Annotated in this window: 22 protein-coding genes; 15 read left to right on the forward strand and 7 right to left on the reverse strand. The window is 69.1% G+C overall.

Annotated elements, in window-relative coordinates:
• Window positions 1–92 precede the first annotated feature (92 nt).
• The 4 genes from ACWEKR_RS11805 to ACWEKR_RS11820 all read left to right on the forward strand — a co-directional run bounded on the left by ACWEKR_RS11805 (window position 93) and on the right by ACWEKR_RS11820 (window position 4,417).
• On the forward strand, window positions 93–1,253 hold the full coding sequence (locus tag ACWEKR_RS11805; protein WP_452354468.1) for a helix-turn-helix domain-containing protein: 1,161 nt from the start codon (window positions 93–95) through the stop codon (window positions 1,251–1,253).
• Between the two features lie 194 nt (window positions 1,254–1,447).
• Window positions 1,448–2,392, forward strand: a complete 945-nt coding sequence (locus ACWEKR_RS11810) for an ABC transporter ATP-binding protein (RefSeq protein WP_452354469.1) — start codon at window positions 1,448–1,450, stop codon at window positions 2,390–2,392.
• Complete coding sequence (locus tag ACWEKR_RS11815; protein ID WP_452354470.1) at window positions 2,392–3,153, forward strand: ABC transporter permease; 762 nt, start codon at window positions 2,392–2,394, stop codon at window positions 3,151–3,153. Before ACWEKR_RS11810 ends, ACWEKR_RS11815 begins: the two co-directional genes overlap by 1 nt.
• A gap of 499 nt (window positions 3,154–3,652) precedes the next feature.
• The gene (locus tag ACWEKR_RS11820) at window positions 3,653–4,417 is read left to right on the forward strand and encodes an adenylate/guanylate cyclase domain-containing protein (protein ID WP_195084510.1); all 765 of its coding nucleotides are present in this window, start codon (window positions 3,653–3,655) and stop codon (window positions 4,415–4,417) included.
• Here ACWEKR_RS11820 and ACWEKR_RS11825 read toward each other — a convergent pair.
• Entirely contained in the window at window positions 4,414–4,572 is a 159-nt protein-coding gene (locus ACWEKR_RS11825) for a hypothetical protein (protein WP_168434118.1), read from the reverse strand. The genes ACWEKR_RS11820 and ACWEKR_RS11825 overlap by 4 nt on opposite strands.
• A 184-nt stretch (window positions 4,573–4,756) precedes the next feature.
• Here ACWEKR_RS11825 and ACWEKR_RS11830 point away from each other — a divergent pair, with 184 nt between their 5' ends.
• The 8 genes from ACWEKR_RS11830 to ACWEKR_RS11865 all read left to right on the forward strand — a co-directional run bounded on the left by ACWEKR_RS11830 (window position 4,757) and on the right by ACWEKR_RS11865 (window position 14,614).
• Window positions 4,757–6,472 carry an acyclic terpene utilization AtuA family protein gene (locus tag ACWEKR_RS11830; protein WP_452354471.1) on the forward strand — a complete coding sequence of 572 codons (1,716 nt, stop codon included), beginning with the start codon at window positions 4,757–4,759 and terminating at the stop codon, window positions 6,470–6,472.
• 70 nt (window positions 6,473–6,542) lie between these two features.
• Window positions 6,543–7,694, forward strand: a complete 1,152-nt coding sequence (locus ACWEKR_RS11835; protein WP_452354472.1) for an acyl-CoA dehydrogenase family protein — start codon at window positions 6,543–6,545, stop codon at window positions 7,692–7,694.
• A complete protein-coding gene (locus ACWEKR_RS11840) occupies window positions 7,691–9,289 on the forward strand; it encodes an acyl-CoA carboxylase subunit beta (RefSeq protein ID WP_452354473.1) in 1,599 nt (532 codons plus the stop codon). Before ACWEKR_RS11835 ends, ACWEKR_RS11840 begins: the two co-directional genes overlap by 4 nt.
• 50 nt (window positions 9,290–9,339) lie before the next feature.
• Complete coding sequence (locus tag ACWEKR_RS11845) at window positions 9,340–11,352, forward strand: acetyl/propionyl/methylcrotonyl-CoA carboxylase subunit alpha (RefSeq protein ID WP_452354474.1); 2,013 nt, start codon at window positions 9,340–9,342, stop codon at window positions 11,350–11,352.
• Window positions 11,352–12,512, forward strand: coding sequence for an acyl-CoA dehydrogenase family protein (locus tag ACWEKR_RS11850; protein WP_195084287.1), 1,161 nt, complete (start codon window positions 11,352–11,354; stop codon window positions 12,510–12,512). The genes ACWEKR_RS11845 and ACWEKR_RS11850 overlap by 1 nt, the downstream gene beginning before the upstream one ends.
• Window positions 12,513–12,522: 10 nt before the next feature.
• Window positions 12,523–13,299, forward strand: a complete 777-nt coding sequence (locus tag ACWEKR_RS11855; protein WP_452354475.1) for an enoyl-CoA hydratase family protein — start codon at window positions 12,523–12,525, stop codon at window positions 13,297–13,299.
• Between the two features lie 5 nt (window positions 13,300–13,304).
• Window positions 13,305–13,919 carry a TetR/AcrR family transcriptional regulator gene (locus ACWEKR_RS11860; protein WP_159849355.1) on the forward strand — a complete coding sequence of 205 codons (615 nt, stop codon included), beginning with the start codon at window positions 13,305–13,307 and terminating at the stop codon, window positions 13,917–13,919.
• A gap of 143 nt (window positions 13,920–14,062) precedes the next feature.
• Window positions 14,063–14,614 (forward strand): TetR/AcrR family transcriptional regulator, encoded by a 552-nt coding sequence (locus tag ACWEKR_RS11865; RefSeq protein ID WP_452354476.1) that lies wholly within the window; start codon window positions 14,063–14,065, stop codon window positions 14,612–14,614.
• An 18-nt stretch (window positions 14,615–14,632) separates the two neighbouring features.
• On the opposite strand, the gene ACWEKR_RS11870 is transcribed toward ACWEKR_RS11865, so the two are convergent.
• The 3 genes from ACWEKR_RS11870 to ACWEKR_RS11880 all read right to left on the reverse strand — a co-directional run bounded on the left by ACWEKR_RS11870 (window position 14,633) and on the right by ACWEKR_RS11880 (window position 18,808).
• On the reverse strand, window positions 14,633–15,001 hold the full coding sequence (locus tag ACWEKR_RS11870) for a hypothetical protein (protein ID WP_452354477.1): 369 nt from the start codon (window positions 14,999–15,001) through the stop codon (window positions 14,633–14,635).
• A gap of 292 nt (window positions 15,002–15,293) precedes the next feature.
• Complete coding sequence (locus ACWEKR_RS11875; protein WP_452354478.1) at window positions 15,294–17,543, reverse strand: glycosyltransferase family 39 protein; 2,250 nt, start codon at window positions 17,541–17,543, stop codon at window positions 15,294–15,296.
• On the reverse strand, window positions 17,543–18,808 hold the full coding sequence (locus tag ACWEKR_RS11880; RefSeq protein WP_452354479.1) for a glycosyltransferase: 1,266 nt from the start codon (window positions 18,806–18,808) through the stop codon (window positions 17,543–17,545). Before ACWEKR_RS11880 ends, ACWEKR_RS11875 begins: the two co-directional genes overlap by 1 nt.
• Before the next feature lie 156 nt (window positions 18,809–18,964).
• Between ACWEKR_RS11880 and ACWEKR_RS11885 the strand changes: the two genes are divergently transcribed.
• Entirely contained in the window at window positions 18,965–19,087 is a 123-nt protein-coding gene (locus ACWEKR_RS11885; protein WP_452354480.1) for a hypothetical protein, read from the forward strand.
• A gap of 67 nt (window positions 19,088–19,154) precedes the next feature.
• Entirely contained in the window at window positions 19,155–19,877 is a 723-nt protein-coding gene (locus tag ACWEKR_RS11890; RefSeq protein ID WP_452354685.1) for a TetR/AcrR family transcriptional regulator, read from the forward strand.
• 157 nt (window positions 19,878–20,034) lie between these two features.
• Here the strand turns inward: ACWEKR_RS11890 and thiD are convergent, their stop codons facing one another.
• Complete coding sequence (thiD, locus tag ACWEKR_RS11895; RefSeq protein WP_452354481.1) at window positions 20,035–20,880, reverse strand: bifunctional hydroxymethylpyrimidine kinase/phosphomethylpyrimidine kinase; 846 nt, start codon at window positions 20,878–20,880, stop codon at window positions 20,035–20,037.
• Between the two features lie 89 nt (window positions 20,881–20,969).
• Here thiD and ACWEKR_RS11900 point away from each other — a divergent pair, with 89 nt between their 5' ends.
• The gene (locus tag ACWEKR_RS11900) at window positions 20,970–22,106 is read left to right on the forward strand and encodes a GTP-binding protein (protein ID WP_452354482.1); all 1,137 of its coding nucleotides are present in this window, start codon (window positions 20,970–20,972) and stop codon (window positions 22,104–22,106) included.
• A gap of 66 nt (window positions 22,107–22,172) precedes the next feature.
• On the opposite strand, the gene ACWEKR_RS11905 is transcribed toward ACWEKR_RS11900, so the two are convergent.
• Both ACWEKR_RS11905 and ACWEKR_RS11910 read right to left on the reverse strand, forming a co-directional pair.
• The gene (locus ACWEKR_RS11905) at window positions 22,173–22,799 is read right to left on the reverse strand and encodes an NAD(P)-dependent oxidoreductase (protein WP_452354483.1); all 627 of its coding nucleotides are present in this window, start codon (window positions 22,797–22,799) and stop codon (window positions 22,173–22,175) included.
• 106 nt (window positions 22,800–22,905) lie between these two features.
• Window positions 22,906–23,988 carry an epoxide hydrolase family protein gene (locus tag ACWEKR_RS11910; protein WP_452354484.1) on the reverse strand — a complete coding sequence of 361 codons (1,083 nt, stop codon included), beginning with the start codon at window positions 23,986–23,988 and terminating at the stop codon, window positions 22,906–22,908.
• Window positions 23,989–24,003 lie beyond the last annotated feature (15 nt).

A 24,003-nucleotide genomic window follows, 5' to 3' on the forward strand; every position in this document is an offset into this window, starting at 1 on the left:
CGACGCCGGGGCCTGCCAAAACGTTCGCGGACGGCAAGGCCACCGAGGGACAGTGAGGGGACAGCCGACCGCGATCGATCTACCGTTGGGGGATGAGCGACAGCGTGGGGCAGCGGATCGCATCGGAACGCAAGCTCGCCGGGCTCAGTCAACGGGCGCTCGCGTCCCGTGCGGCCTACAGCCTGAGCATGGTCAAGGCGGTCGAGCAGGGACGAGAGCCAGCCTCTCCCGGCTTCATCTCGGCGGTAGCGCGTGCACTACGGGTCACCCCGGAGCAGTTGACCGGCGCACCTTACGACGACGGAAAGCCGTTGTCCGACGCGGTGAATGAACTATCGGTGCTGCTGACCGAAGGCCGATACGCTCGAGCGGTCGACCCCGGGCCGCTGGCGCAGCTGGAGGCGGACCTGGCCGCCGCGCAACTGCTGTACCGCCGCGACCGGACGCGGCAGACCATCGAGGTATTGCCGGGCATCATCCGCCGGTTGCATGGTGCGGTGCGGGAGTTGTCCGGCGACGAGCGGGCACACGCCTACACGCTGCTGACGGCCGCGTACGTGCTCGCCGAGTGGTCTGCCCGGCGAACCGGCCACCTGTTGCTCACGCTGCCAGCGCTCGACCTCGCCGACACGTATGCGCCTCTGGCCGATGATCGCAACTGGGGTGCGTTCTCCGTCCTGGCACGGGCGCGGGTACTCACCCATTACGGAGAGTCGGAGGTGGCCGGTCAACTCATCGATTCGGCGATATCGACCGCCGATGAAACCCGATCCGGGCTGATCCTGGGCGGCTACTCGCACCTTGCCGGGGCGGTGAACGAAGCGCGGAAGTTGAACCATGCCGGCGCGGTCGACCACATCGCGGCGGCACGTGAAATGGCGGCCCGGACCGGTGAGACGGACATGTATATGGTCGACTTCGGACCGCTGAACACCGAGATCCACTCGCACGCGATCGAGTTGGAATCCGGCGACCCGAACCGGGCCGCGATCGAGGGTGCCCAGCTGGTCTACTCGGCCGGAGCGCCACCTACCCGGATCGGGCATCACTGGCAGGACAACGCACGCGCCTGGTTGATGTCCGGCAAGCCGGACAAGGCCCTGGTTGCGTTGAACAAGGCACGGGCAGCGGCACCGCAGCAGACCCGATTGCACCCGGGAGTGCGGGAGACGGTGCACGGCATCGCAGCGGCGCAGCGACGCCAGAGTGAGGGTCTGGTCGGGTTCGCGTCCTGGCTGGGTACGTCGCTGTGACTTCCTGACCCCTAGCAGGGCCGCGAAGGGCCGCGACCGATTCGACTGGTCGCGGGCCTTCTGTGTGCTGGTGAGCGTGGAGCTTCCCGTACGGGATCGCACCCACCCGGACACCTCTTCCTCATCCTCGAGGATGATCCAACTCGCCACCATTTACCGACGCGCGCGGCCGCGATTTGCGGAATGCTGGGCGCATGATCGAGCTGAGAGGCCTGACCAAGCACTACGGGCAGACCGTAGCGGTGCAGGATCTGACCTTCACCGTTCGACCCGGGCAGGTGACGGGGTTCCTCGGACCGAACGGCGCGGGCAAGTCGACCACCATGCGGATGATCCTCGGATTGGACCGGCCCACCGCGGGCACCGCCCTGATCAAGGGCAAGCCCTACCACGAGCTGGACCATCCGCTGCGCACCGTCGGCGCGCTGCTGGACGCCAAGTGGGTGCATCCGAACCGGTCGGCGCGCGCCCATCTGGAGTGGATGGCCGCGTCCAACGACATCGCCAAGTCCCGGGTGGAGGAGGTGCTGCGGCTGGTCGGCCTGTCCGAGGTGGCGGGCAAGACCGCGGGCGGCTTCTCCCTGGGCATGTCGCAGCGGCTCGGCCTGGCCGGCGCGCTGCTGGGTGATCCGGAGGTGCTGCTGTTCGACGAGCCGGTGAACGGCCTCGACCCGGAGGGCATCCTGTGGATCCGGCGGTTCATGCAGCGGCTGGCCGCCGAAGGCCGCACGGTGCTGGTCTCCAGCCATCTGCTGTCGGAGATGGCGCAGACCGCCGAGCACCTGGTGGTGATCGGGCGCGGCAAGCTCATCTCGGACTCGACCACCCAGGAATTCATCGAACGCGCCTCCGAGCAGTCGGTGCGGGTGCGCAGCCCGCAGCTCGACCAGTTGCGCAGCGTGCTCACCTCGAACGGCATGACCGTCCGCGAGGACGGGGCCGGAACCGACGGACCCGCGCTGGTGGTGGCGGGAGTGTCCAGTGACGCGGTCGGCAAGCTGGCGGGCGAGCACAGCATCACGCTGTTCGAGCTGGCCCCGCAGCGCGCGTCGCTGGAAGAGGCGTTCATGCGGATGACCGGCGGCGCCGTGCAGTACCACGGCGAAGGTTTCGATCAAGTTATGGGAGGTGCGCTCTGATGGGCGTGCTGGCAGCGGAACGAATCAAGCTCACCTCCACCAGGTCGCCCTGGTGGTGCTCGGCGATCGTCATCGCCCTCGCGCTCGGTATGGCCGCGCTGCTCGCCTCGGTGGCGCGCGCGTCCTACGGCAAGGACGGCGCGATCGACCTGACCGTCTCCACCGCGGTGGCCGGCATCAGCGGCTTCGGCGTGATGGTCCTGATGATCATGGCCACCTTGACCGTGACCAGCGAATATCGCTTCGGCATCATCCGGACCACGTATCAGGCGACGCCGCATCGGGCCAAGGTGATCGTGACCAAGGCCGGGCTGGTCGGGGTCTACGGCGCGGTGCTGACCATCGTCCTGGTGTTCTCGGCCTACGCGGTGGCCAAGGCCATCAGCGGCCCGGACGCGGGTGCGGCCCTCACGCTGGCCGGCGCGGAGGACTGGCGCCAGGTCTACGGCATCCCGATCTACGCGTTCCTGTGCGTGCTGCTGGCGATCGGCGTCGGCGTGCTGGTACGGCAGTCCGCCGCGGCCATCTCCCTGATCGTGCTGTGGCCCCTGCTCATCGAGGGACTGCTCGGCGCGTTCGGCAGTTTCGGCCGCAATGTCACGCCGTTCCTGCCGTTCGCGAACGCGAACCGCTTCTTCAGCGCCTCCGTGTCCGCGGCCAATTGGCACTGGGGGCCGTGGGGCAGCCTGCTGTACTTCACCGTCTTCGTCGCGATCGTCTTCGGCGCCGCCTTGGTCGTGGTGAACCAGCGCGACGCATAGCGGGAAGCTTCCCGAGTCGCCCTCCCTCGCCACTCGGGTTGTGGGGCGCCGACCTTGTCGGGAGGTCCGGCGTTCCGCCCACCGTCGCCACTGCCCGGCGGACGGTGCCGCGATCGGCCCGGTGCGAGTCCTCGCGCCGGGCCGATCGTGCGTGTGAACATCGAGGAAACTATGCCGCTTGCCGGTTCCGAGACCTGCGCTGCGCCGAGTAGCCTCGGTTCAGCAACCAGCTCGTTATCCAACGCGGAGCCCGCCGACGTGCTCGCCGTGTTCGTCGCGGAGGTGAGAGATGGCGATGATCGGTAATCTGCCGACGTCGGATCGGCTGAGATACTCTCGGGGCGTGAACGAAAGACCTTCCGGCGGTACGGAGCCGGAGTCGGGGCGCGAGGCCGCCGGTGGCGAACCGCCCGAAGTGGTCATTCCGTTGGAGCCGTCCGACGGGTTCGATTCTTCCCGCCGTTCCGGCGGATCGCGCCGCAGCCAGCTGTCCGCGCTGATGAACGCCGCGAACCAGCGTGCGGATCTCATCGGTGTGCTGCGCAGGGCGCGCGAACAGCTCCCCGGTGACCCTGCCTTCGGCGACCCGCTGTCGGTGTCCGGGCCCGGTGGCGCGCGAGCGGTCGCGCGGGCGGCGGACAAGCTGGTCGGCGGCGCCCCCAGCGCCGCGCGCGAGATCGGTTTCGGCGCCTTACAGGTCTGGCAGGCCGCCTTGGAGCGAATGGGGCGCGGCAAAGGTAGCCAAGAAGTAACTGTTATGTTCACCGACCTGGTGGCCTTCTCGCGCTGGTCGCTCTCGGCCGGTGACGAGGCCACCCTCGAACTGCTGCGCAAGGTGGCCAAGGCCATCGAGCCGCCGATCGCCGAACGCGGCGGGCAGGTGGTCAAGCGCATGGGTGACGGCGTGATGGCAGTGTTCCCCTCGGCGGACCGGGCGGTGCGCGCGGCCGTGACCGCCAAGCGCAACCTGGCCGATGTGCAGGTGCGCGGTTACACCCCGCACATGCGCATCGGTTTGCACACCGGTTCGCCGCGCGAGATAGGGGGCGATTGGCTCGGCGTGGACGTCACGATCGCGGCGCGGGTCATGGAGGCGGGCGGCAACGGCCACACCATGCTGTCGGAGGTGACGCTGCAGGGCTTGCGGCCGGAGACGCTGGCGGAACTGGGTTTGGTGGTCAAGCCGTATCGCCGCGGCCTCTTCGCCGCTCCGCTCAACGGCGTCCCCGATGACCTGCGGATCTTCCGTTTGTCGAAGAGCTAGCCGAGCCACCAGGCCAGCGCGCCGCCCGCCGCCAGAACGGCGCAGACGGCCAGCGCGATCGACAGCGGCCGGGCCGTCTTCCAGGTGGTGTAGGCGCCGCCGAGCAGGAACCCTGCCAAGGCGAACAGAACGATCACGGTCACGTCGCTGGACACCGTGCCCATCTTGCTCCAGCCCGCTCGGCGGCGGACGCGTGGGTGCCGACCCCCATTGCCAAGTAACAAGCACGCATGCTTGCTTTTTTCTGCCTCGGGTGTGATGCTGGTCGCGGACGCGGACTTCACGGGTGCGGCATGCGGCTCATCCTGACGGTTCGCCGCACAGGAGGCATTCCCGCTGATGAGTATGCTGGCCGCCGACCCGGATGTGCTCCGGATCGGCAACTGTTCCGGTTTCTACGGTGATCGGCTCGGTGCCATGCGCGAGATGCTGGAAGGGGGACAACTCGACGTCCTCACCGGCGACTATCTCGCCGAACTCACCATGTTGATCCTCGGTCGGGACCGCATGAAGGACCCGGATCTCGGCTATGCCAAGACCTTCGTCAAGCAGATCGAGGACTGTCTCGGGTTGGCGCTGGAACGCAACGTGCGCATCGTGGCCAACGCGGGCGGCCTGAATCCGGCCGGCTTGGCGGGCAAACTGCGCAAGGTGGCCGCCGATCTCGGACTGGACGCGAAGATCGCGCACGTGGAGGGCGACGATCTGCTCGCGCGCGCCGGTGAACTCGGGTTCGGCGCGCCGCTGACCGCCAACGCCTACCTCGGCGCGTGGGGCATCGTCGAATGCTTGAACGCGGGCGCGGACATCGTGGTCACCGGCCGGGTCACCGACGCCTCGGTGATCGTCGGCCCGGCCGCCGCGCACTTCGGCTGGGACCGCGAGGATTACCACCGGCTGGCCGGTGCGGTGGTGGCCGGGCACGTGATCGAGTGCGGCACCCAGGCCACCGGCGGCAACTACGCCTTCTTCACCGAACTAGCCGATCTGGGCAGGCCGGGCTTCCCGATCGCGGAGATCCGCGCCGACGGCAGCAGCGTCATCACCAAGCACGCGGGCACCGGCGGCGCGGTCACCGTCGACACGGTCGAGGCCCAGTTGATGTACGAGATCCAGGGTCCCCGCTACGCGGGCCCCGACGTGACGACCCGCCTGGACACCATCCGGCTCGACCAGGACGGTCCCGACCGGGTGCGGATCAGCGGCGTCACCGGTGAGGCCCCGCCGCCTCGGCTCAAGGTCTCGCTGAACACGCTCGGCGGCTTCCGCAACGAGATGGAGTTCGTGCTCACCGGCCTGGACATCGAGGCCAAAGCCGCACTCGCGCAACGCCAGCTGGAGTCCTGGCTGCCGACCCGTCCCGCCGAGCTGAGCTGGACGCTGGCCCGCCTGGACCGGCCGGACGCGGCGACCGAGGAGCAGGCAAGCGCGCTGCTGCGCTGCGTGGTCCGTGACCAGGACCCGAACAAGGTCGGGCGCGCGTTCTCCAATGTCGCCGTGGAGCTGGCGTTGGCCAGCTATCCGGGGTGCAGTTTCACCACACTGCCCGGCAACGGATCTCCCTACGGCGTGTTCACGCCCGGTTTCGTCGACGCCGCGGAGGTTCCGCACACGGCGGTGCTGCCCGATGGCACTCGCGTCGACGTCGAACCGGCCAGGGAGACCACCGAACTCGCCGACGTCGCGGAGCCGCCCGCGCCGGAGCCGCTGCCCGCCGGGGAAACGCGCCGCGTCCCGTTGGGGACGATCGCGCTGGCCCGCAGCGGTGACAAAGGCGGTGACGCGAACATCGGCGTGTGGGTGCGCACCGACGAGCAATGGCGGTGGCTGGCGCACACACTCACCGTGGCCCGCGTCAAAGAACTGCTGCCGGAAGCGGCTTCGCTGACCGTCACCCGGCACGTCCTGCCCAATCTGCGGGCGCTGAACTTCATCATCGAAGGCCTGCTCGGCCGAGGCGTGGCCTATCAGGCCCGCTTCGATCCGCAGGCCAAGGGACTCGGCGAATGGCTGCGGTCTCGTCACCTCGACATTCCAGTGGAGTTTTTCGCATGACCGGTCAGGCCCGGAGGCGGCAGCTCGCGTCACCACGCAGGGCCCCCGGTCATGCGAGAAAGGACACCGCATGACGAAACTCTGGGAGACGCCGGAACGACGCGAATTGCGTTCCACCGTACGTGGATTCGTGGAACGCGAGATCCTGCCCTACCTGGACGGCTGGGAGCGCGCCGGGGAGATCCCGCGCGAACTGCACAAGAAGGCGGGCGCGCTCGGCCTGCTGGGCGTGCAGTTCCCGGAATCCGCGGGCGGCTCCGGCGGCGACGGCGTGGACGCGATGATCGTCTGCGAGGAGATGCACCAGGCCGGTGCGTCCGGCGGGCTGTTCGCCTCCCTGTTCACCTGCGGTATCTCGGTGCCGCACATCATCGCCTCGGGTAACGCCGAGCAGATCGAGCGCTGGGTGAAGCCGACGCTGGCGGGGGAGAAGATCGGCTCGCTCGCGATCACCGAGCCCGGCGGCGGCTCCGACGTCGGACACCTCACCACGACGGCGCGCCGCGACGGCGACCACTACATCGTCAACGGCGCCAAGACCTACATCACTTCCGGCGTGCGCGCCGATTTCGTGGTCACCGCCGTGCGCACCGGCGGTCCCGGCTCCGGCGGCATCTCGCTGCTCATCGTCGACAAGGACACGCCCGGCTTCACGGTCAGCCGCAAGCTGGACAAAATGGGCTGGCTGGCCTCCGACACCGCCGAGTTGTCCTACGTCGACGTCCGGGTGCCGGTGGAGAACCTGGTCGGGCCGGAGAACTCCGGCTTCTTCCAGATCGCGGGCGCGTTCGTCAGCGAGCGCGTCGGCCTCGCGGTGCAGGCGTACTCCAGCGCGCAGCGCTGCCTGGAGCTGACTCTGGAATGGGTGCGCAACCGCGAGACCTTCGGTCGCCCGCTGATCAGCAGGCAGGCGGTGCAGAACACGGTCACCGAGATGGCGCGGCGCATCGACGTCGCTCGCGTGTACACCCGCGACGTGGTGCAGCGCAGCGCCGAAGGCGAGACCGACCTGATCGCCGAAGTGTGCTTCGCCAAGAACACCGCAGTCGAAGCGGGCGAGTGGGTGGCCAACCAGGCCGTTCAGCTGTTCGGCGGCCTCGGCTACATGCGCGAATCCGAGATCGAACGCCAGTACCGCGATATGCGCATCCTCGGCATCGGCGGCGGCACGACCGAGATCCTGACCGGACTGGCGGCGAAGCGATTGGGGTACCAGTCATGACCATCCTGCGCAGCACCCTGGACACCGCCGCGCCCGAGTACGAGGCGGCCGCGGCGGCCATGACCGCCAAGCTCACCGAGGTCGAGGCGGAGTTCGCCAAGGCCATCGCGGGCGGCGGACCGGACAAGCTGGCGCGGCATCGCAAGCGCGGCAAGCTGACCGCGCGCGAGCGCATCGAACTGCTCGTCGACGAGGACTCGCCGTTCCTGGAGCTGTGCCCGCTGGCGGGCTGGGGCAGCGAATTCCACGTCGGCGGCAGCACCATCGCCGGGATCGGCGTCGTGGAGGGCGTCGAGTGCATGATCGTCGCGCCCGACCCGACGGTGCGCGGCGGCACCTCCAACCCGTGGACGCTGCGCAAGACGTTGCGCATCAACGACATCGTGCGGGAGAACCGGCTGCCGGTGATCTCGCTGGTGGAATCCGGCGGCGCGGATCTGCCCACGCAGAAGGAAGTGTTCGTCCCCGGCGGCCGGATGTTCCGCGACCTCACCCAGGCCTCGGCGGCGGGCATTCCGACGATCGCGCTGGTGTTCGGCAACTCCACCGCGGGCGGCGCGTACATCCCGGGCATGTCCGACCACGTGGTGATGATCAAGGAGCGCTCCAAGGTGTTCCTCGGCGGTCCGCCGCTGGTCAAGATGGCCACCGGCGAGGAGTCCGACGACGAGTCGCTCGGCGGGGCGGACATGCACGCGCGGGTTTCCGGCCTCGCGGACTACTACGCGGTCGACGAGCAGGACGCGATCCGCATCGGCCGTTCCATCGTCCGGCGGCTGAACTGGCGCAAGCAGGGTCCGGCTCCGCGCGGCGAGGTGATCGAGCCGCTCTACGACCCGGAGGACCTGCTCGGCATCGTGCCGTCGGACCTGAAGATCCCGTTCGACCCGCGCGAAGTGATCGCACGCATCGTGGACGGCTCGGACTTCGACGAGTTCAAGCCGCTCTACGGCAGCAGCCTGGTGACCGGATGGGCCGAGCTGCACGGATATCCGGTCGGCATCCTGGCCAACGCGCGCGGTGTGCTGTTCTCCGAGGAGTCGCAGAAGGCCACCCAGTTCATCCAGCTGGCCAACAAGACGAACACGCCGCTGCTGTTCCTGCACAACACCACCGGCTACATGGTGGGCAAGGAGTACGAGCAGAAGGGCATCATCAAGCACGGCGCGATGATGATCAACGCGGTGTCCAACTCGAAGGTGCCGCACATCTCGCTGCTGATGGGCTCGTCCTACGGCGCGGGCCACTACGGCATGTGCGGCCGGGCCTACGACCCGCGTTTCGTCTTCGCCTGGCCCAGTGCGAAATCCGCGGTGATGGGCGGCGCGCAGCTGGCGGGCGTCATCTCGATCGTCGGCCGCGCGGCCGCCGAGGCGAAGGGACTGCCGTTCGACGAGGAGGCCGACGCCGGGATGCGCGCCATGGTGGAGGCGCAGATCGAGGCCGAATCGCTGGCGATGTTCATGTCCGGGCGGCTCTACGACGACGGGGTCATCGATCCGCGCGACACTCGCACCGTGTTGGGAATGTCCCTGTCGGCCATTCACAACGCCCCGATCAAAGGCGCCGACGGCTTCGGCGTCTTCCGAATGTGAGGCCGATGATGACTGCATCGCAGAGCGATTCGATGAGGGATGGCGGCCGGATGACGGGTGGGCTCACGAATGTCCTTGTCGCCAATCGTGGCGAGATCGCCCGACGGGTCTTCGCCACCTGCCGCCGGATGGGTCTGGGCAGCGTCGCGGTGTACTCCGACGCGGATGCCGCCGCGCCGCACGTCACCGAGGCGGACGCCGCGGTGCGCCTGCCCGGCAACACGCCGGCGGAAACCTATCTGCGCGGCGAACTGATCATCGAGGCGGCGCTCGCCGCGGGCGCCGACGCCATCCATCCCGGATACGGATTCCTCTCCGAGAATGCCGAATTCGCCAAGTCGGTACTCGACGCCGGGCTGGTTTGGATCGGCCCGCCCGTGGAGGCGATCGAGCAGATGGGCTCCAAGGTCGCCGCGAAGAAGATGATGGACGCCGCAGGCGTGCCGGTGCTCGCCGAACTGGACCCGGCCGAGGTCACCGAGGCGCATCTGCCGGTGCTGATCAAGGCGTCCGCCGGTGGCGGCGGGCGCGGCATGCGCGTGGTCCGCGCGCTGGCCGATCTGGCGCCGCAGATCGAGGCCGCACGGCGCGAGGCGGAATCCGCCTTCGGCGACCCGACGGTCTTCTGCGAGCGTTACCTGGAGACCGGCAGGCACATCGAGGTCCAGGTGATGGCGGACACGCACGGCGTCATCTGGGCGGTGGGCGAGCGCGAGTGCTCCATCCAGCGCCGCCACCAGAAGGTGCTGGAGGAGGCCCCGTCTCCGCTGGTGGAACGCACCGAAGGCATGCGGGCGCGCCTGTTCGAAGCGGCTCGGTCGGCGGCGGGTGCGATCGGCTACACCGGCGCGGGCACCGTCGAGTTCCTCGCCGACGAGCAGGGCGAGTTCTTCTTCCTGGAGATGAACACCCGCCTGCAAGTCGAGCATCCGGTGACCGAGTGCACCACCGGACTGGACCTGGTCCGACTGCAACTGGACGTCGCCGCGGGCGGCGCGCTGCCCGCGGAACCGCCCGCGATGCGCGGACATTCGATCGAAGTGCGGCTCTACGCCGAGGATCCGGCACAGGATTGGCAGCCGCAGAGCGGGACCGTGCATCGGATCGAGATCCCCTCGGTCCGGGCCGAATTCGACCTGCTCGACCGGCCGGGCGTGCGTTTGGACACGGGCGTGGTGAACGGCTCGGTCGTCGGCGTGCACTACGACCCGATGCTGGCCAAGGTCATCTCCTTCGCCGAGACACGCACCGAGGCGGCGCGATTGCTCGCGTCCGCGCTGCATCGCGCCGAGATCCACGGCCTGGTCACCAACCGGGATCTGCTGGTGCGCGTGCTGCGTCATCCGGCGTTCCTGTCCGGTGACACCGACACGGCGTTCTTCACCACGCACGGGTTGGATGTGCTCGCCGCGCCGCTGGTGTCGGAATCCGACGAGGCGCTGTCCATCGTGGCGGCGGCGCTCGCCGACGCCGCCGCCAATCGCGGCCGCGCGCGGGTGGGCGGCGGATTGCCCAGCGGGTGGCGGAACCTGCCGTCCCAGTCGCAGCGTAAGTCCTACGAGAGCCGCGCCACCGGGACGCACGAGGTGGGTTACCGCTTCGGCCGCACCGGTGTCGCCGTGGACGGGCACGACGGTCTCGAACTCGTCGAAGCGACTCCCGATCGCGTCGTGCTGTCGGTGCCGGGCGAACGCGGTCGGGTGCGCAGGCAGTTCGACGTCGCCCGCTACGGCGACCAGGTCTACGTCGACTCGCCGCTGGGCCCGGTGGCCCTGCGCAGGCTGCCGCGCTTCAGCGACCCGGCCGACCAGGTGGCCACCGGCTCCCTGCTGGCGCCCATGCCGGGCAGCGTCATCCGGCTCGCCGTCGAGGTCGGCAGCCGGGTCGAACAGGGCCAGCCGATTCTGTGGCTGGAGGCGATGAAGATGGAGCACACCATCGCCGCGCCCGCCGCGGGCGTGCTCAGCGCCGTCAACGTCACCGTCGGCCAGCAGGTCGACGTCGGCGCCGTGCTCGCGGTCGTCGACCCCGCCGCCGACACCACCGAAACCCAGGAGAACTGATGTCGTTCATCGAAACCGACGAGCAGAAGGCGCTGCGGGCCGCCGTCGCCGCGCTGGCCGCGAAGTACAACTACCGCGACTACGTGCTGCCGAAGGCGCGCAAGAACGAGCCGCTGGACGAACTGTGGCAGGAGGCGGGCAAACTCGGTTTCCTCGGGGTGAACCTGCCCGAGGAGTACGGTGGCGGCGGCGCGGGCATGTACGAGCTGTCGCTGGTGATGGAGGAGCTGTCCGCGCAGGGTGCGGGCCTGCTGCTGATGGTGGTCTCCCCGGCCATCTGCGGCACCATCATCACCAGGTACGGCACCGACGAGCAGAAGCGGGAATGGCTGCCCAAGCTCGCCGACGGCTCCGGCAAGATGGTGTTCGGCATCACCGAGCCGGACGCGGGCTCCAATTCCCACCAGATCACCACGACCGCGCGCCGCGACGGCGACGACTGGATCCTCAACGGCCGCAAGATCTTCATCTCCGGCGTGGACCAGGCCGAGGCCGTGCTGATCGTGGCCAGGACCTCCGATCACAAGACCGGCAAGCTCAAGCCCGCCCTGTTCATCGTGCCGACCGACGCCGAAGGCTTCACCAAGACGGCGCAGGAGATGGACATCATCGAGCCCGATCACCAGTACACCCTGTTCCTCGACGACGTCCGGCTGCCCTCCGACGCGCTGGTCGGCAAAGAGGACGCGGCGCTGATGCAGCTGTTCGCGGGCCTGAACCCGGAGCGGATCATGGGCGCTGCCATGGCCGTCGGCATGGGCCGCTATGCCATCGAGCGCGCCGTGGAATACGCCAAGGAGCGCACGGTGTGGAAGACGCCGATCGGCGCGCACCAAGGGATTTCGCATCCGCTGGCCCAGGTGAAGGTCGAACTGGAGCTGGCGAAGCTGATGATGCAGAAGGCCGCCACCCTCTACGACGCGGGCGACGAGATGGGCGCCGCCGAGGCGGCCAACATGGCGAAGTACGCCGGGGCCGAAGCCAGCATCAAGGCACTCGACCAGGCCATCCAGACCCATGGTGGTTCCGGTCTGACCAGGGACGTCGGGCTGGCCGCCATGCTCGCCGCCGCGCGCATCGGCCGGATCGCGCCGGTGAGCCGGGAGATGGTCCTGAACTTCGTCGCCCAGTATTCGCTGGGCCTGCCGAAGTCGTACTGAGAGGACGCGCATGACCGAGACGGGCCCGTTCGTCCGCTACGAGGTGAGCGGCGGCGTCGCGACGCTCACGTTCGATTCGCCGCACAACCGCAACGCGCTGTCGGCCAAGCTGGTCGCCGAGCTGCTGCGCGGGCTCGACGACGCGGCCGCCGACGACAAGGTGCGCGTCATCGTGCTCGCGCACACCGGCAACACCTTCTGCGCGGGCGCGGATCTGAGCGAGGCGAGCGACGCCGATCCGGCCGTGGCCGCCGATGAGCGCACCCGGGTGATGATCGGGGTGCTGCGCAGGCTGGTGGAGATCCCCAAGCCGGTGATCGCGCGGATCGACGGCAATGTGCGGGCCGGCGGCATGGGCATCGTGGCGGGATGCGACATCGTCGTGGCCGGCCCGGGCAGTAGTTTCGCGCTCACCGAAGTGCGGATCGGGCTGGCGCCGTTCATGATCTCGCTCACCCTGCTGCCCAGGCTCGATCCGCGTGCGGCCAGCCGGTACTACCTCACGGGCGAGAAGTTCGATGCGACCGTGGCTCGGGAGATCGGCTTGGTCACGGTGACCGCCGACGATCCGGCCGCCGAAGTGGAACGGCTGTGCGGGGAGGTGCGCAAGGGCTCCCCGCAGGGGTTGGCCGAGGCCAAGCGGTTGGTCAACGCGGGCATCCTCGCCGAGTTCGACGCCTCCGCCGAAGAACTCGCGCGGCGCTCGGCGAGTTTCTTCGGCACCCCCGAGGTGCACGAGGGCATGCTGGCCTTTTTGCAGCGCCGCCCGCCGAACTGGGCAGAATAACGACCATGGCGACACCTCACGAACCGAAGCAGGACCGCAGCCGCGCGACCCGGCAGCGCCTGCTCGAGGCGACCATCGACTGCCTGGCCGAGATGGGCTGGGCGGCCGCGACGGTCGCCGTCGTCGCCGAACGGGCCGGGGTGTCGCGTGGCGCGGCCCAGCATCATTTCCCCACCAGGGAGGATCTGATCACGGCCGCGCTGGAGTACATGTTCGACACGCGCAGCGGGCAGGCGGTGCAGGAGGCGGCGACGCTGACGGACCTGGGTGACGGCATCGCACGCACCGAGGCGGTGGTCGCGGGGCTGGTCGAGTCCTACACCAGCCCGTTGTTCAAGGCGGCATTGCAGGTGTGGACCCATGCCGCCGCGGACCCGGCACTGCGCGAACGCATCGTCCCGCTGGAGGCTCGTTTCGGGCGCGCCTCCCATCGCCGCGCGGTCGAGGCCCTCGGCGTGGACGACTCGGACCCGGTCGCCCACCACCTGGTCCAGGCGACCCTGGACATGGCGCGCGGCCTCGGCCTCGCCGACGTCCTCACCGACGATTCGGCCCGTCGCAAGCGAATAGTCGAGCAATGGGCGGCCACGCTGCACGCCGCCTTGCACGCACCCCGCTGAACCGCGATGCGACATCCGGCCGGAGACTGTGGCGTCGCCAGGCCCGATGGCGGGCGCGAAGTGAGAGGCGGCGAGAGTATGCAGAGCCATTGCCGCCCAGGGATAACCCAGTACCTGAATCACTACTTACGTAGTATCAAGGTGTGTCCACCAAACGTGAACTCGTCTTGGACGCGGCGATCGACCTGCTGGGATCCCGCGGCACCCGCGCGCTCACCCACCGCGCGGTCGACGAGGCCGCGGGCATGCCCGCCGGATCGGCCTCCAACTACTTCCGCACCCGGGAAGCGCTGCTGATCGGCATCACCGAGCGCCTCGAGGCACGTGACTACGCGAATTGGGAGGCGCTCCTGCGGCGACCGGCGCCCCGGTCGATCGACGAACTCGTCGACGGCATGGCCGCTTTCGCGGTGCACGCGGTGGGCGCCGACCGGGTGCGCACCCTGGCCCGCTACGCCCTGTTCCTGGAAGGACAGTCCATTCCCGCGCTGCGCGAGAGCGTCCGGCGCGGACACCTGCGCCTGACCGACTGGGCCGCGACGCTGCTGGCGGGTGCCGGGGCGGATCGGACCGCGGCGCGGCCCCTGGTCGACCAACTCGACGGGATCATCCTGCATCAGCTGGTCAACCCGGAAGCGGACTTCGATCCACGCCCCGCGCTGGACCGGTTGGTGCGCGCGCTGACCGCCGGATGAGATCGACGTCGGTCGCGCTCAGCACAGGCCTTGCTGCTCGAGCCGTCCCGAATCGATGGCGTAGGAGGAGGCCCCAATGGCTGCGCCGATCAGGCCGACGATGATCGCGCCGGGGATCGCGCCGACGAAGAAGACGGGCAGGCCGACGAGCGCGCCGATCGCGGCCCCGATCGCCGCGCCGATTCCGGTGCGCAGTTCGATCGTGTCACCGGGCGGCAGGCACGCTTTGATGTAGGTCACCTGCGGAGGTTCGCCGGTCGCGGCGGCGGCGATCGGTTCGGCGCGGTCGACGGGCGCGGCCGACGCGGTGGCGGCGAATCCGACGGCGAGCGCGGTTGCGAGCAGTGCGCTGACCACCGTCACGGCCAGCTTCATGAAAGCGTTCAACTGTTTCCCTGCATGTTCGCGTGGACACGGCACCTGATGGCCCGGCTCCCAGCCGGGAGCCGTCACAGGTCCGATCATCATCGCTGGAGTTTTGCGGGATGCCAAGAGCGGGAAGCCGAATTGGCCGCACGCCGGTGGTGGACCCGGTGCACGAACGCGATCCGCACCGGCGCCGAGGTACGGCGCTGGTGCGGATGCGGTGTTCAGCGGACGCAGGGGGGAAAGCGCTGAACATCGGGAGACGATGCGGTCCCGACGGAATGCAGGGCGGCAGAACCGCATCGCGGTGGTTTCAGTGGGTGGCGGTCAGGTCGTACAACGTGACGCCGTCCACTTGAACGGCGGTGAAGTTCTCCTCGACCCACTGCGTGATCCGCGCACTGGGGGACGACTCGGAGGAACCCGGTCCGCCACGTCCGCCACCGACGAAGTAGTGGATCTTCCCTTCGGCGACATACTGTTGGAACTGTTCCAGCGTCGGCGAGGGGTCACTGCCGTTGAAGCCGCCGATCGGCATCACCGGAAGTTCGGTGGCCAGTTGCAGCCCCGCCGCGCTGTTCGAGCCGACGGCCGCGGCCACCCAGGTGTAGTCGCCACCGTTCCGCTCGAGCAGGGACACGATTTGCGCGCTCGGTTCGCTCGCCCCCAGGAAGCCGCCCATGCCGCCGCCATCGGTGCCGGGACGGCCGTCTCCTGGCATACCTTGCCCCTGCGGCGGCATCGCGCCGTCCGGTGCCTGCCCGCCGGGTACGTTGCCCTGCGGCGCGTTGCCGGGAGGGAAGCCCGGCGGTGTGCCGGGCGTCTGTCCGTCGGGCGTCGTGCCCTGGCGTCCGTCGCTCGGTGTCCGGCTGCCGGGTGCGTTGCCCTGCGGCCAGGCGCCCGGAATCCGGCCCCCCGGCTGCGGAATTCGGCCGTCCGGTGTCGTGCCCTGCGGACCCGTTCCCGGAGCGCCGCCGGCCGGTGGTGTACCGCCCGGGGCTTGCGCGGCGCCGTCGCGGCCGGTGGTTCCGGTCCCGTCCTGCATGCGACGGCCCATTCCCGGCATGCCCTCGCCCCAGGGCGGCCGATTACGCATCGCGACGTTCGGTCCGGCCGAGGGGATGGCCCCGGCGTGCGGCGTCGCGATGGTGTCGACCGCGTAGGCGACCGGTCCGGCCAGGAACGTGAACGCGACCGCCAGCGCCGCCACCGCGGCCGGTTTGCGTGGCGCCGGGACGAGCACGGCGAGCGTCGCGAGCGCGCCGACGACCAGCACCGTCCAGCGCAGCCACGACTGCCATTCCGGACTGCGGGACAACAGCATCCACGCGGTCGCCGTGGTGAGGCCCACTGCCGCCGCCGAGGCCAGTCGCACCCATAGCCGCTGCCGCTGCCGCCACGCCTGTACCGCGCCCGCGCCGACGAGCGCGGCGACGGCCGGAGCCAGGGCCACCGTGTAGTACTGGTGGAAGATGCCGGCCATATAGCTGAACACCAGCCCGGTCACCAGCAGCCAGCCGCCCCAGAGGACGAGGGCAGCGCGCTGTCGATCGGTGCGAGCCGCTTTGCCGCGCAGCAGGATTCCGGCCACGAGCGCGATCAGCGCGGCGGGGATCAACCACGCGATCTGACCGCCCTGCGCCGGTTCGAACATCCGGGTGATGCCGGTGGATCCCCACATGCCGTTGCCGCCCGGCGGAAGATCGCCGCCCGGTCCGACGCTGCCGCGCTCGTTGCCGTTGAGCCGGCCGAGTCCGTTGTAACCGAGGGTGAGTTCCAGGATGGAGTTGTCGTGCGAGCCGCCGATCCACGGCCGCGACGAGGCAGGCCACAGCTCCACCGCCAGCAGCCACCAGCCCGCGGCCGCCACCATCGCGGCCCCGGCCGCGAAGAGTTGCAGAATACGTTTGCCGAGTTTCGGTGGACCGGCGAGCAAGTAGGTCAGCGCGAGCGCCGGAACCACCAGCAGCACCTGCAATTGCTTGGTGAGGAAACCGAATCCGATCAGCGCCCCGGTGAGCACCAGCCACCGCCAGCGGCCGTCCTCCACCGCTCGGGTCATCGCCCATGCCGCGGCGATCATCAAGAAAACCAGCAGCGCCTCGGGATTGTTGAACCGGAACATCAGCGCCGCGACGGGCGTCACGGCCAGCGCCAGCCCCGCGAGCAATCCGGCCGCGGGCCCGAACGGCCTGCGAACCGTCGCCCACAGGACTGCCACACTCGCCACGCCGAGCAGCACCTCCGGCACCAGGATGCTCCAGCTGCCCAGCCCGAAGGCCCGCACCGACAGCTCCATCAGCCACAGCGAGGCGGGCGGCTTGTCCACGGTGATCGAGTTCGCCGCGTCGGAGGACCCGAAGAAGAACGCCTTCCACGAGACCGAACCGGCCTGGACGGCGGCCGAGTAGAACGAATTCGCCCAGCCGTTGGCACTCAGGTTGCACAGGTAGGCCACCGCCGTGCCGAGCAGCAGTGCAGCCAGCGCCGGATACTCCCAGTTCCGGCGGACTTTCGGCTGCGGTTCGGCCGTGACCGGCGGTGCGGTCGTGGTCGCCGTCATCAACGGTCTCCCTCGGCGGCGGTGCGAGCGGATGCGCTCGGCGCGCGATCGCCGCCGCTGTCGCGGAACACCCAGCGCAGTCCGACGAATCGCAACAGCGTCGCCACCAGATTGGCCACCACCAAAACCAACAGCTCCAGATGCACCGAGGCGTCCGGCGCCCACCGATGCAGCGCGAACAGCGACCCGCTGGTCAGCGCCAACCCGATCCCGAAGATCACCAGTCCTTGGAACTGGTGTGACACGGCGCCGTTCGAGCCGCGCACGCCGAAGGTGAAGGCCCGGTTGGCCGCGGTGTTGCCCACCGCTGTGATCAGCAGCGCCGCGAAGTTCGCCACCTGCGCGCCGATCAGCGGCTGCGACACCACGTAGAGCAGCAGATAGGCCAGCGTGCTCAGCACGCCGACGATCGCGAACCGCACGAGTTGTCCCACCATGCCCGGCGGAACCCCGGCCACCAGCGGTTCCCGGCCCACCGAGCGCCGCAGTTCGTCGAGCGGCAGCGTCCCGGTGGCCAGCGCCCGCCCCAGCCGCCAGATGCCGAGCAGGTCCTTGCGCGCGGTGTCGACGATGTCGACGCGGCTGTCCGGGTCATCGATCCAGTCCACCGGAACCTCGTGGATGCGCAGACCGGCCCGCTCGGCGAGCACCAGCAGTTCGGTGTCGAAGAACCACCCCCCGTCGTGCACCAGTGGCAGCAGGCGGCGCGCCACGTCGGTGCGCATCGCCTTGAAGCCGCATTGGGCGTCGGAGAAGTGCGCCCGCAGCGAGGCCTTCAACAGCAAGTTGTAGCAGCGCGAGATGATCTCGCGCTTCGGTCCCCGCACCACGCGGGACGCCGCGTCGAGCCGCGTGCCGATGGCCAGGTCGGAATGCCCGGTGATCAGCGGAGCGACCAGGGGCAGCAGTGCGTTCAGGTCGGTGGACAGGTCGACGTCCATGTAGGCGACCACCTGCGCGTCGGAGCGCTCCCACACCGCTCGCAGCGCCCGCCCACGCCCCTTCGCGGACAGGTGCACCACGCGCACGTCGTCCAGTTCTTCGGCGAGCAACTGTGCGACCTGCAGCGTGTCGTCGGTGCTCGCGTTGTCGGCGATCGTGATGCGCGCCGGGAAGGGGAATCCGTCGCGCAGGTACGCGTGCAGTCTGCGGACGCACACGCCGAGGTCGGTCTCTTCGTTGTGGACGGGTATCACCACGTCCAGCACGGGCGCGCCCGTGGTCTCGGTCCGTTCCGTCGCCGCGACGGTCGAAGTCTCGGTCATGCGAACCAGAGTCGAGGGCCACGCTGCCACCGGGCTGGGCCTCAGCTGTGAGGTTCCTGGGGGTGTCGCCCGAGAAGGTTCACGTCGCAGGCAGCCGCCGTAGCGTACGGTCGATGCCAGCGGGACCATTCAGGTTCTCCGAGCAAAGGACCACGTTTGTCCGACAAATCTCCGCGCAGTTCGATGTCCAAGAAGTCCGGGAAGACCCTTAAGGAAAAGCGAGCGGAGAAGAAGGCCAAGGCCGCGGGCGACGGCGGTGCCGGTACCGGCAAACACTGAGGGGGACGAGACCCGGCGCACGGCCGGGTCTCGGTACCCGGGCCTGCCGGTAGCATCCGGACTCGTGATGCTGCGCGGCCGGACGGAAGACCACCAGCCGCCGAAACGTGTGGACGCGCGCACCGAACGCTGGCGTGAGCATCGCCGGAAGGTGCGCGAAGAGTTCGTGGACGCGGCGTTGCGCGCGCTCGACAAGTTCGGTCCCGCCGTCAGCATGGGCGACATCGCCAAGGAAGCGGGCGCGGCCAAGCCGAAGCTGTATCGCCATTTCGAGGACAAGACCGACCTCTACAACGCGATTGTCGACCGGGTGCGCGACCTGCTCTGGGAGCAGGTCATGACCAGCTTCGACCTGACCGGCGACTCGGCCGATGACCTGGTGCGCCGCGCCGCGACCGAATACGCGCTGGTCGTGTCGCGGCAGCCGAACGTCTTCCGGTTCATGCTGCACAGCCACTTCACGCAACGGTCAGGCGACGCCGACCGCGCCCTGCAGTCGGCCAGGCAGTCCGCCGAACGCGCCGCCGAGCTGTTCGCCGTCGCGGTCGACGACGAGTCGGTGCAGGTGGCGAGCGTAGAGCTGGTGATCTATTCGATCTTCGGCGCGGTGGCCTCGGCCACCGATTGGTGGCTGGGGGTGAACCGGCCGGAACCACCGGCCATGCCGGTCGAGCAGTTCGCCGCCTATCTGAGCGAGGTCATCTTGGCGCTGGTGGCCGCGAGCGCTCGACTACACGGCATCGCGATGGCGGCGGATCAGCCGCTGCACCTCGCCTTTTCCGCTATGTGACCGGAGCGCCCCCCGGGCCGGGCGCCGAGGTCTCCGCCGCGTTCACGCCGAACGTCGTTGTTCCGATCGCCTCGCCGTTGAAGCCATCCGTGTCGGCGACGTCCTCAGTATCGCAGCCACCACCGACAAGAAATGGCGTGTGCCGAGCGGCTGCCGCTCAATTCCGATGCAAGCGCCACAGCGGCGACACCGGCCCGTGGCCCGCGCCGAGATCGTAGGACGCGGCCAGGCAGCGATAGGTCCACTCCTTGGCGAACTCGACCGCTTCGGGCACCGAATAGCCGTGCGCCAATGCGCAGGCGATCGCGGCGGCCAGCGTGTCGCCGCCGCCGTGGTCGTTGCCGGTGGCGATGCGCGGTGCGGTGAACTCGAGGAACTGCTCGCCGTCGAACAGCAGATCGGTGCTGTACTCGGAGGAACGCAGATGCCCGCCCTTGACGATCGCCCACCGCGGCCCCAGCTTGTGCAGCGCCTCGGCGGCGCGCCGCGCCGAATCGTCGTCCTCGACGTCGATCCCCGTGAGCAATCGGACCTCGTCCAGGTTCGGCGTCACCACGGTCGCGAGCGGGATCAGGGTGGAGCGCAGCGCGTCGAGCGCCTCGGCGTGCAGCAGCGGATCGCCGTGCATCGAGGCCGCGACCGGGTCGACGACCAGCGGGACATCGCCGTCGCGGCCGATCCCGACCTCCCGGCACACCGCCGCCACCGCCTCGATGATCGCGGTGGAGGCCAGCATGCCGGTCTTCGCGGCGCCGACGCCGATGTCCCCGGCGACCGAGCGCACCTGATCGGCCACGACCCGCGGCGGAATCTCGTGAAATCCGCTGACGCCCACTGTGTTCTGCACGGTCACCGCCGCGACGGCCACCAGGGCGTGCACACCGCACAGGGCCATGGTGCGGGTATCGGCTTGGATTCCGGCGCCTCCGCCGGAATCGGTACCGGCAATGGTGAGCGCCCGGACGGGGGTCTGCCCCTCGGCGGGCAATGGCAGCAGTTTCACGACACAAACCCTACGGCGATCCGGTTCGCGCGATTCGGGCAACGGGCACCCGCTCACGTTAAGCAAATGAAAATCGTTATCATTAATGCATGGACTCCGATCTGCTTCCCGTCACCGTGCTGTCCGGCTTCCTCGGTGCGGGCAAGACGACGCTGCTCAACCACATCCTTGCCAACCGGGAGGGCCGCCGGGTGGCGGTCATCGTCAACGACATGAGCGAGGTCAACATCGACGCCGCGCTGGTCGCGGGACAGGGCCACCTGGATCGCACCGAGGAGAAGCTGGTCGAGCTGACCAACGGCTGCATCTGCTGCACGCTGCGCGAGGACCTGATCGAAGCCGTGGCGCGGCTGGCGCGCGAGGGGCGATTCGATCAGCTGGTGATCGAATCGACCGGCATCTCCGAGCCGATGCCGGTGGCCGCGACATTCGACTGGGAGTTCGAGGACGGCTTCCGGCTCGGCGACGTCGCCCGGCTGGACACCATGGTGACCGTGGTCGACGCCGCTACCTTCCTGGCCGAGGTGGCGCGCGGGCAGGCGCTGGCCGAGCGGAAACTCCAAGCGGGCGAGGGTGACGCGCGCACCATCGCCGACCTGCTGGTGGATCAGGTCGAGTTCGCCGACGTCGTGCTGGTCAACAAGACGGACTTGGTCGGCGCGGCCGCGGTAGGGGCGGTGGAGGCGACGGTGCGCAGGCTCAATCCACGCGCGCGCGTGCTGCGCACCAGCAACGGTGTGGTCGACCTGCGCGAGGTGCTGGACACCGGCCGCTACAACCCGCTGGTCGCCGCCGAGGCCGAGGGCTGGGCGGAGGAACTCGCTGGCGGGCACACGCCGGAGACCGAGGAGTACGGCATTCGCAGTCTCACCTACACCGCCGATCGGCCGTTCCATCCGCTGCGTCTGTCCGCCGTGCTGGAACAGTTGCGGGGGCTGCTGCGCAGCAAGGGGTTCTGCTGGATCGCGAGCCGTTCGACGCTGGCCGCGGTGTGGTCGCAAGCGGGGCCGAACCTGGTTTTCGAACCGGCTGCCTGGTGGTCGTCACTCGAGGTGCCGCCCGGGCAGGAGATCGTGTTCATCGGAATCAAGCTGGATTGCGACAATGTGCGCGCCTTGCTGGACGGCGCGCTGCTCACCGACACGGAGTTCGCCGAGGGTCCGGGCGCGTGGGCGGCGTATTCCGACCCCTTCCCGGCCTGGGGCGAACTGCACGAGCACGCCTGAGACCACGACCGCCCACGCTCCGGGACTCCGGCGCGTGGGCCGCTTTCATGCCGCCGCATGGCGCGCTCAGTTCGAGATGCCGGGCGCCTGGCGAAGGTAAGTGGTGTCGGTCAGTTGCTCGACCATGAAATCGGCGATGTCGGCGCGGGCGATTTTCAGGGTGAGGCCGCGCTCGCTCGCCGGGAACCCGCGCCGGTAACTGCCGGTGGCCGGTCCGTCGGTGAAGGCGCTCGGCCGCACGATCGTCCAGTCCAGATCGGCGGCCTCGACGTACTTCTCCTGCTGGACGTGGTCGGCGTAGGCCGGCCGCAGCAGCAGCAGCCCGAACATCACGTACTTCCACAGGAAGTTCAGGTTGCCCCGGCTGTCGCCCACGCCGAGCGTGGTCTGGCAGATCAGCCGCTCGACACCTGTGCGCTGCATCGCGGCGATGATCGCCTTGGTGCCTTCCGCGCGGACCACGCCCTTGCGGCCGTTGCCGAGCGAGATCAGAACCGCGTCCTGCCCCTCCACCGCGCGCTGCACCGAATGCGTGTCCAGCACGTCGCCTTCCACGACGCGCAGCCGCTCGTGCCGCTGCGTGACGCCCGCGGCGCTGCGGGTGAAGGCCGTCACCTCGTGCCCCTCCCGCAGCGCCCGCTCGACGACGAGACGACCGACCGTACCGGTGGCTCCGAAGACCGCGATCTGCATGATTTCTCCTCTGGTTCGAAAGCTGTTGTGCTCTTGATGGATTCAGTACATCAGCGGAGAACGAGACGAACCATGGCCGTGAGTCTCGATGCCATAAGAGACTGTCTCAGCGCAGCTGTGCGAAGAACTTCGTGATCTCCTCCGCCATGAGCGAGGGCGCCACATGGTGCAGGTAATGGGTGAACACGTCGTGCGTGCGCCACGACACGATGTTGTGGTCGCGCTCGGCGAAGCGGCGGATGCCGTGGAAATCGCCGGTGGAGCCGCACAGCGCGAGCGGAACCGTGGTCGGCGTGGTGGGGTGCTCGGCCTTGTCCTTCTCGAAGTAGTGCCGGATCGCCGAGCCCGCGGTGCCGGTGAGCCAATGGATCGCGATATTGGTCAGCACGAAGTCGTCGTCCAGATCCGGGCCGAGCAGCTGGCCGTTCCAGCCGACCAGTCCGGCGGGCGAATCGGTGATCGCGTGCGCCAGCGTCTGCGGCTGCTGCGATTGCAGCACGTTGAAGCCCATCTTGTTCTTCACGAACCAGTCCAGGGTGGCCAGCGACTGCTGCTCGTCCTCGTCGAGGTCGGCCAGTTCCGCCGGATCGCCGGAGGGGAACGAGTACACCTGCGTGACGTGCACGCCGACCACCTGCTCCGACGCCACCCGGCCGAGTTCCGGCGAGATCTGCGAGCCTCCGTCGTTGCCCACCGCGCCGTAGCGGGTGTAGCCCAGCCGCCGCATCAGCTCCGCCCAGGCGCGGGCGATCCGCGTGTCGTTCCAGCCCGCCTCGGTGGTGGGGCCGGAGAACCCGTAACCGGGCACGGAGGGGATCACCAGATCGAACCCGGCCGCGGTAAGCGGCTCGATGACGCCGACGAACTCGACGAAAGTGCCCGGCCAGCCGTGCGTGAGGATCAGCGGGAACGCGTCGTCCCGGGCGGACTTCACGTGCAGGAAGTGGATGTTCTGGCCGTCGATCTCGGTGGTGAACTGTGGGTACGCGTTCAGTGCCTGCTCGACCGCGCGCCAGTCGAACCCGTCGCGCCAGTAACCCACCAGGTGGCGCACCCGATCGACGCTCACCCCGTAGGTGTCGCCCGAGCCGGGGATCTGCTCCGCCCAGCGGGTGCGGGCGAGGCGATCACGCAGGTCGTCCAGGTCGACCTGGTCGATGTCGATGCGGAAGGGGGTGATGGCGGTCATATGCTGCTCCTTTGA

The organism is Nocardia sp. NPDC004573 (genome assembly GCF_053602135.1).

Coding starts and splice junctions, on each gene's coding strand:
- ACWEKR_RS11805 (WP_452354468.1), top strand. CDS start 93: ATGAGCGACAGCGTGGGGCAGCGGATCGCATCGGAACGCAAGCTCGCC.
- ACWEKR_RS11810 (WP_452354469.1), top strand. CDS start 1,448: ATGATCGAGCTGAGAGGCCTGACCAAGCACTACGGGCAGACCGTAGCG.
- ACWEKR_RS11815 (WP_452354470.1), top strand. CDS start 2,392: ATGGGCGTGCTGGCAGCGGAACGAATCAAGCTCACCTCCACCAGGTCG.
- ACWEKR_RS11820 (WP_195084510.1), top strand. CDS start 3,653: ATGAACGCCGCGAACCAGCGTGCGGATCTCATCGGTGTGCTGCGCAGG.
- ACWEKR_RS11830 (WP_452354471.1), top strand. CDS start 4,757: ATGAGTATGCTGGCCGCCGACCCGGATGTGCTCCGGATCGGCAACTGT.
- ACWEKR_RS11835 (WP_452354472.1), top strand. CDS start 6,543: ATGACGAAACTCTGGGAGACGCCGGAACGACGCGAATTGCGTTCCACC.
- ACWEKR_RS11840 (WP_452354473.1), top strand. CDS start 7,691: ATGACCATCCTGCGCAGCACCCTGGACACCGCCGCGCCCGAGTACGAG.
- ACWEKR_RS11845 (WP_452354474.1), top strand. CDS start 9,340: ATGACGGGTGGGCTCACGAATGTCCTTGTCGCCAATCGTGGCGAGATC.
- ACWEKR_RS11850 (WP_195084287.1), top strand. CDS start 11,352: ATGTCGTTCATCGAAACCGACGAGCAGAAGGCGCTGCGGGCCGCCGTC.
- ACWEKR_RS11855 (WP_452354475.1), top strand. CDS start 12,523: ATGACCGAGACGGGCCCGTTCGTCCGCTACGAGGTGAGCGGCGGCGTC.
- ACWEKR_RS11860 (WP_159849355.1), top strand. CDS start 13,305: ATGGCGACACCTCACGAACCGAAGCAGGACCGCAGCCGCGCGACCCGG.
- ACWEKR_RS11875 (WP_452354478.1), bottom strand. CDS start 17,543: ATGACGGCGACCACGACCGCACCGCCGGTCACGGCCGAACCGCAGCCG.
- ACWEKR_RS11880 (WP_452354479.1), bottom strand. CDS start 18,808: ATGACCGAGACTTCGACCGTCGCGGCGACGGAACGGACCGAGACCACG.
- ACWEKR_RS11890 (WP_452354685.1), top strand. CDS start 19,155: ATGCTGCGCGGCCGGACGGAAGACCACCAGCCGCCGAAACGTGTGGAC.
- ACWEKR_RS11900 (WP_452354482.1), top strand. CDS start 20,970: ATGGACTCCGATCTGCTTCCCGTCACCGTGCTGTCCGGCTTCCTCGGT.
- ACWEKR_RS11905 (WP_452354483.1), bottom strand. CDS start 22,799: ATGCAGATCGCGGTCTTCGGAGCCACCGGTACGGTCGGTCGTCTCGTC.
- ACWEKR_RS11910 (WP_452354484.1), bottom strand. CDS start 23,988: ATGACCGCCATCACCCCCTTCCGCATCGACATCGACCAGGTCGACCTG.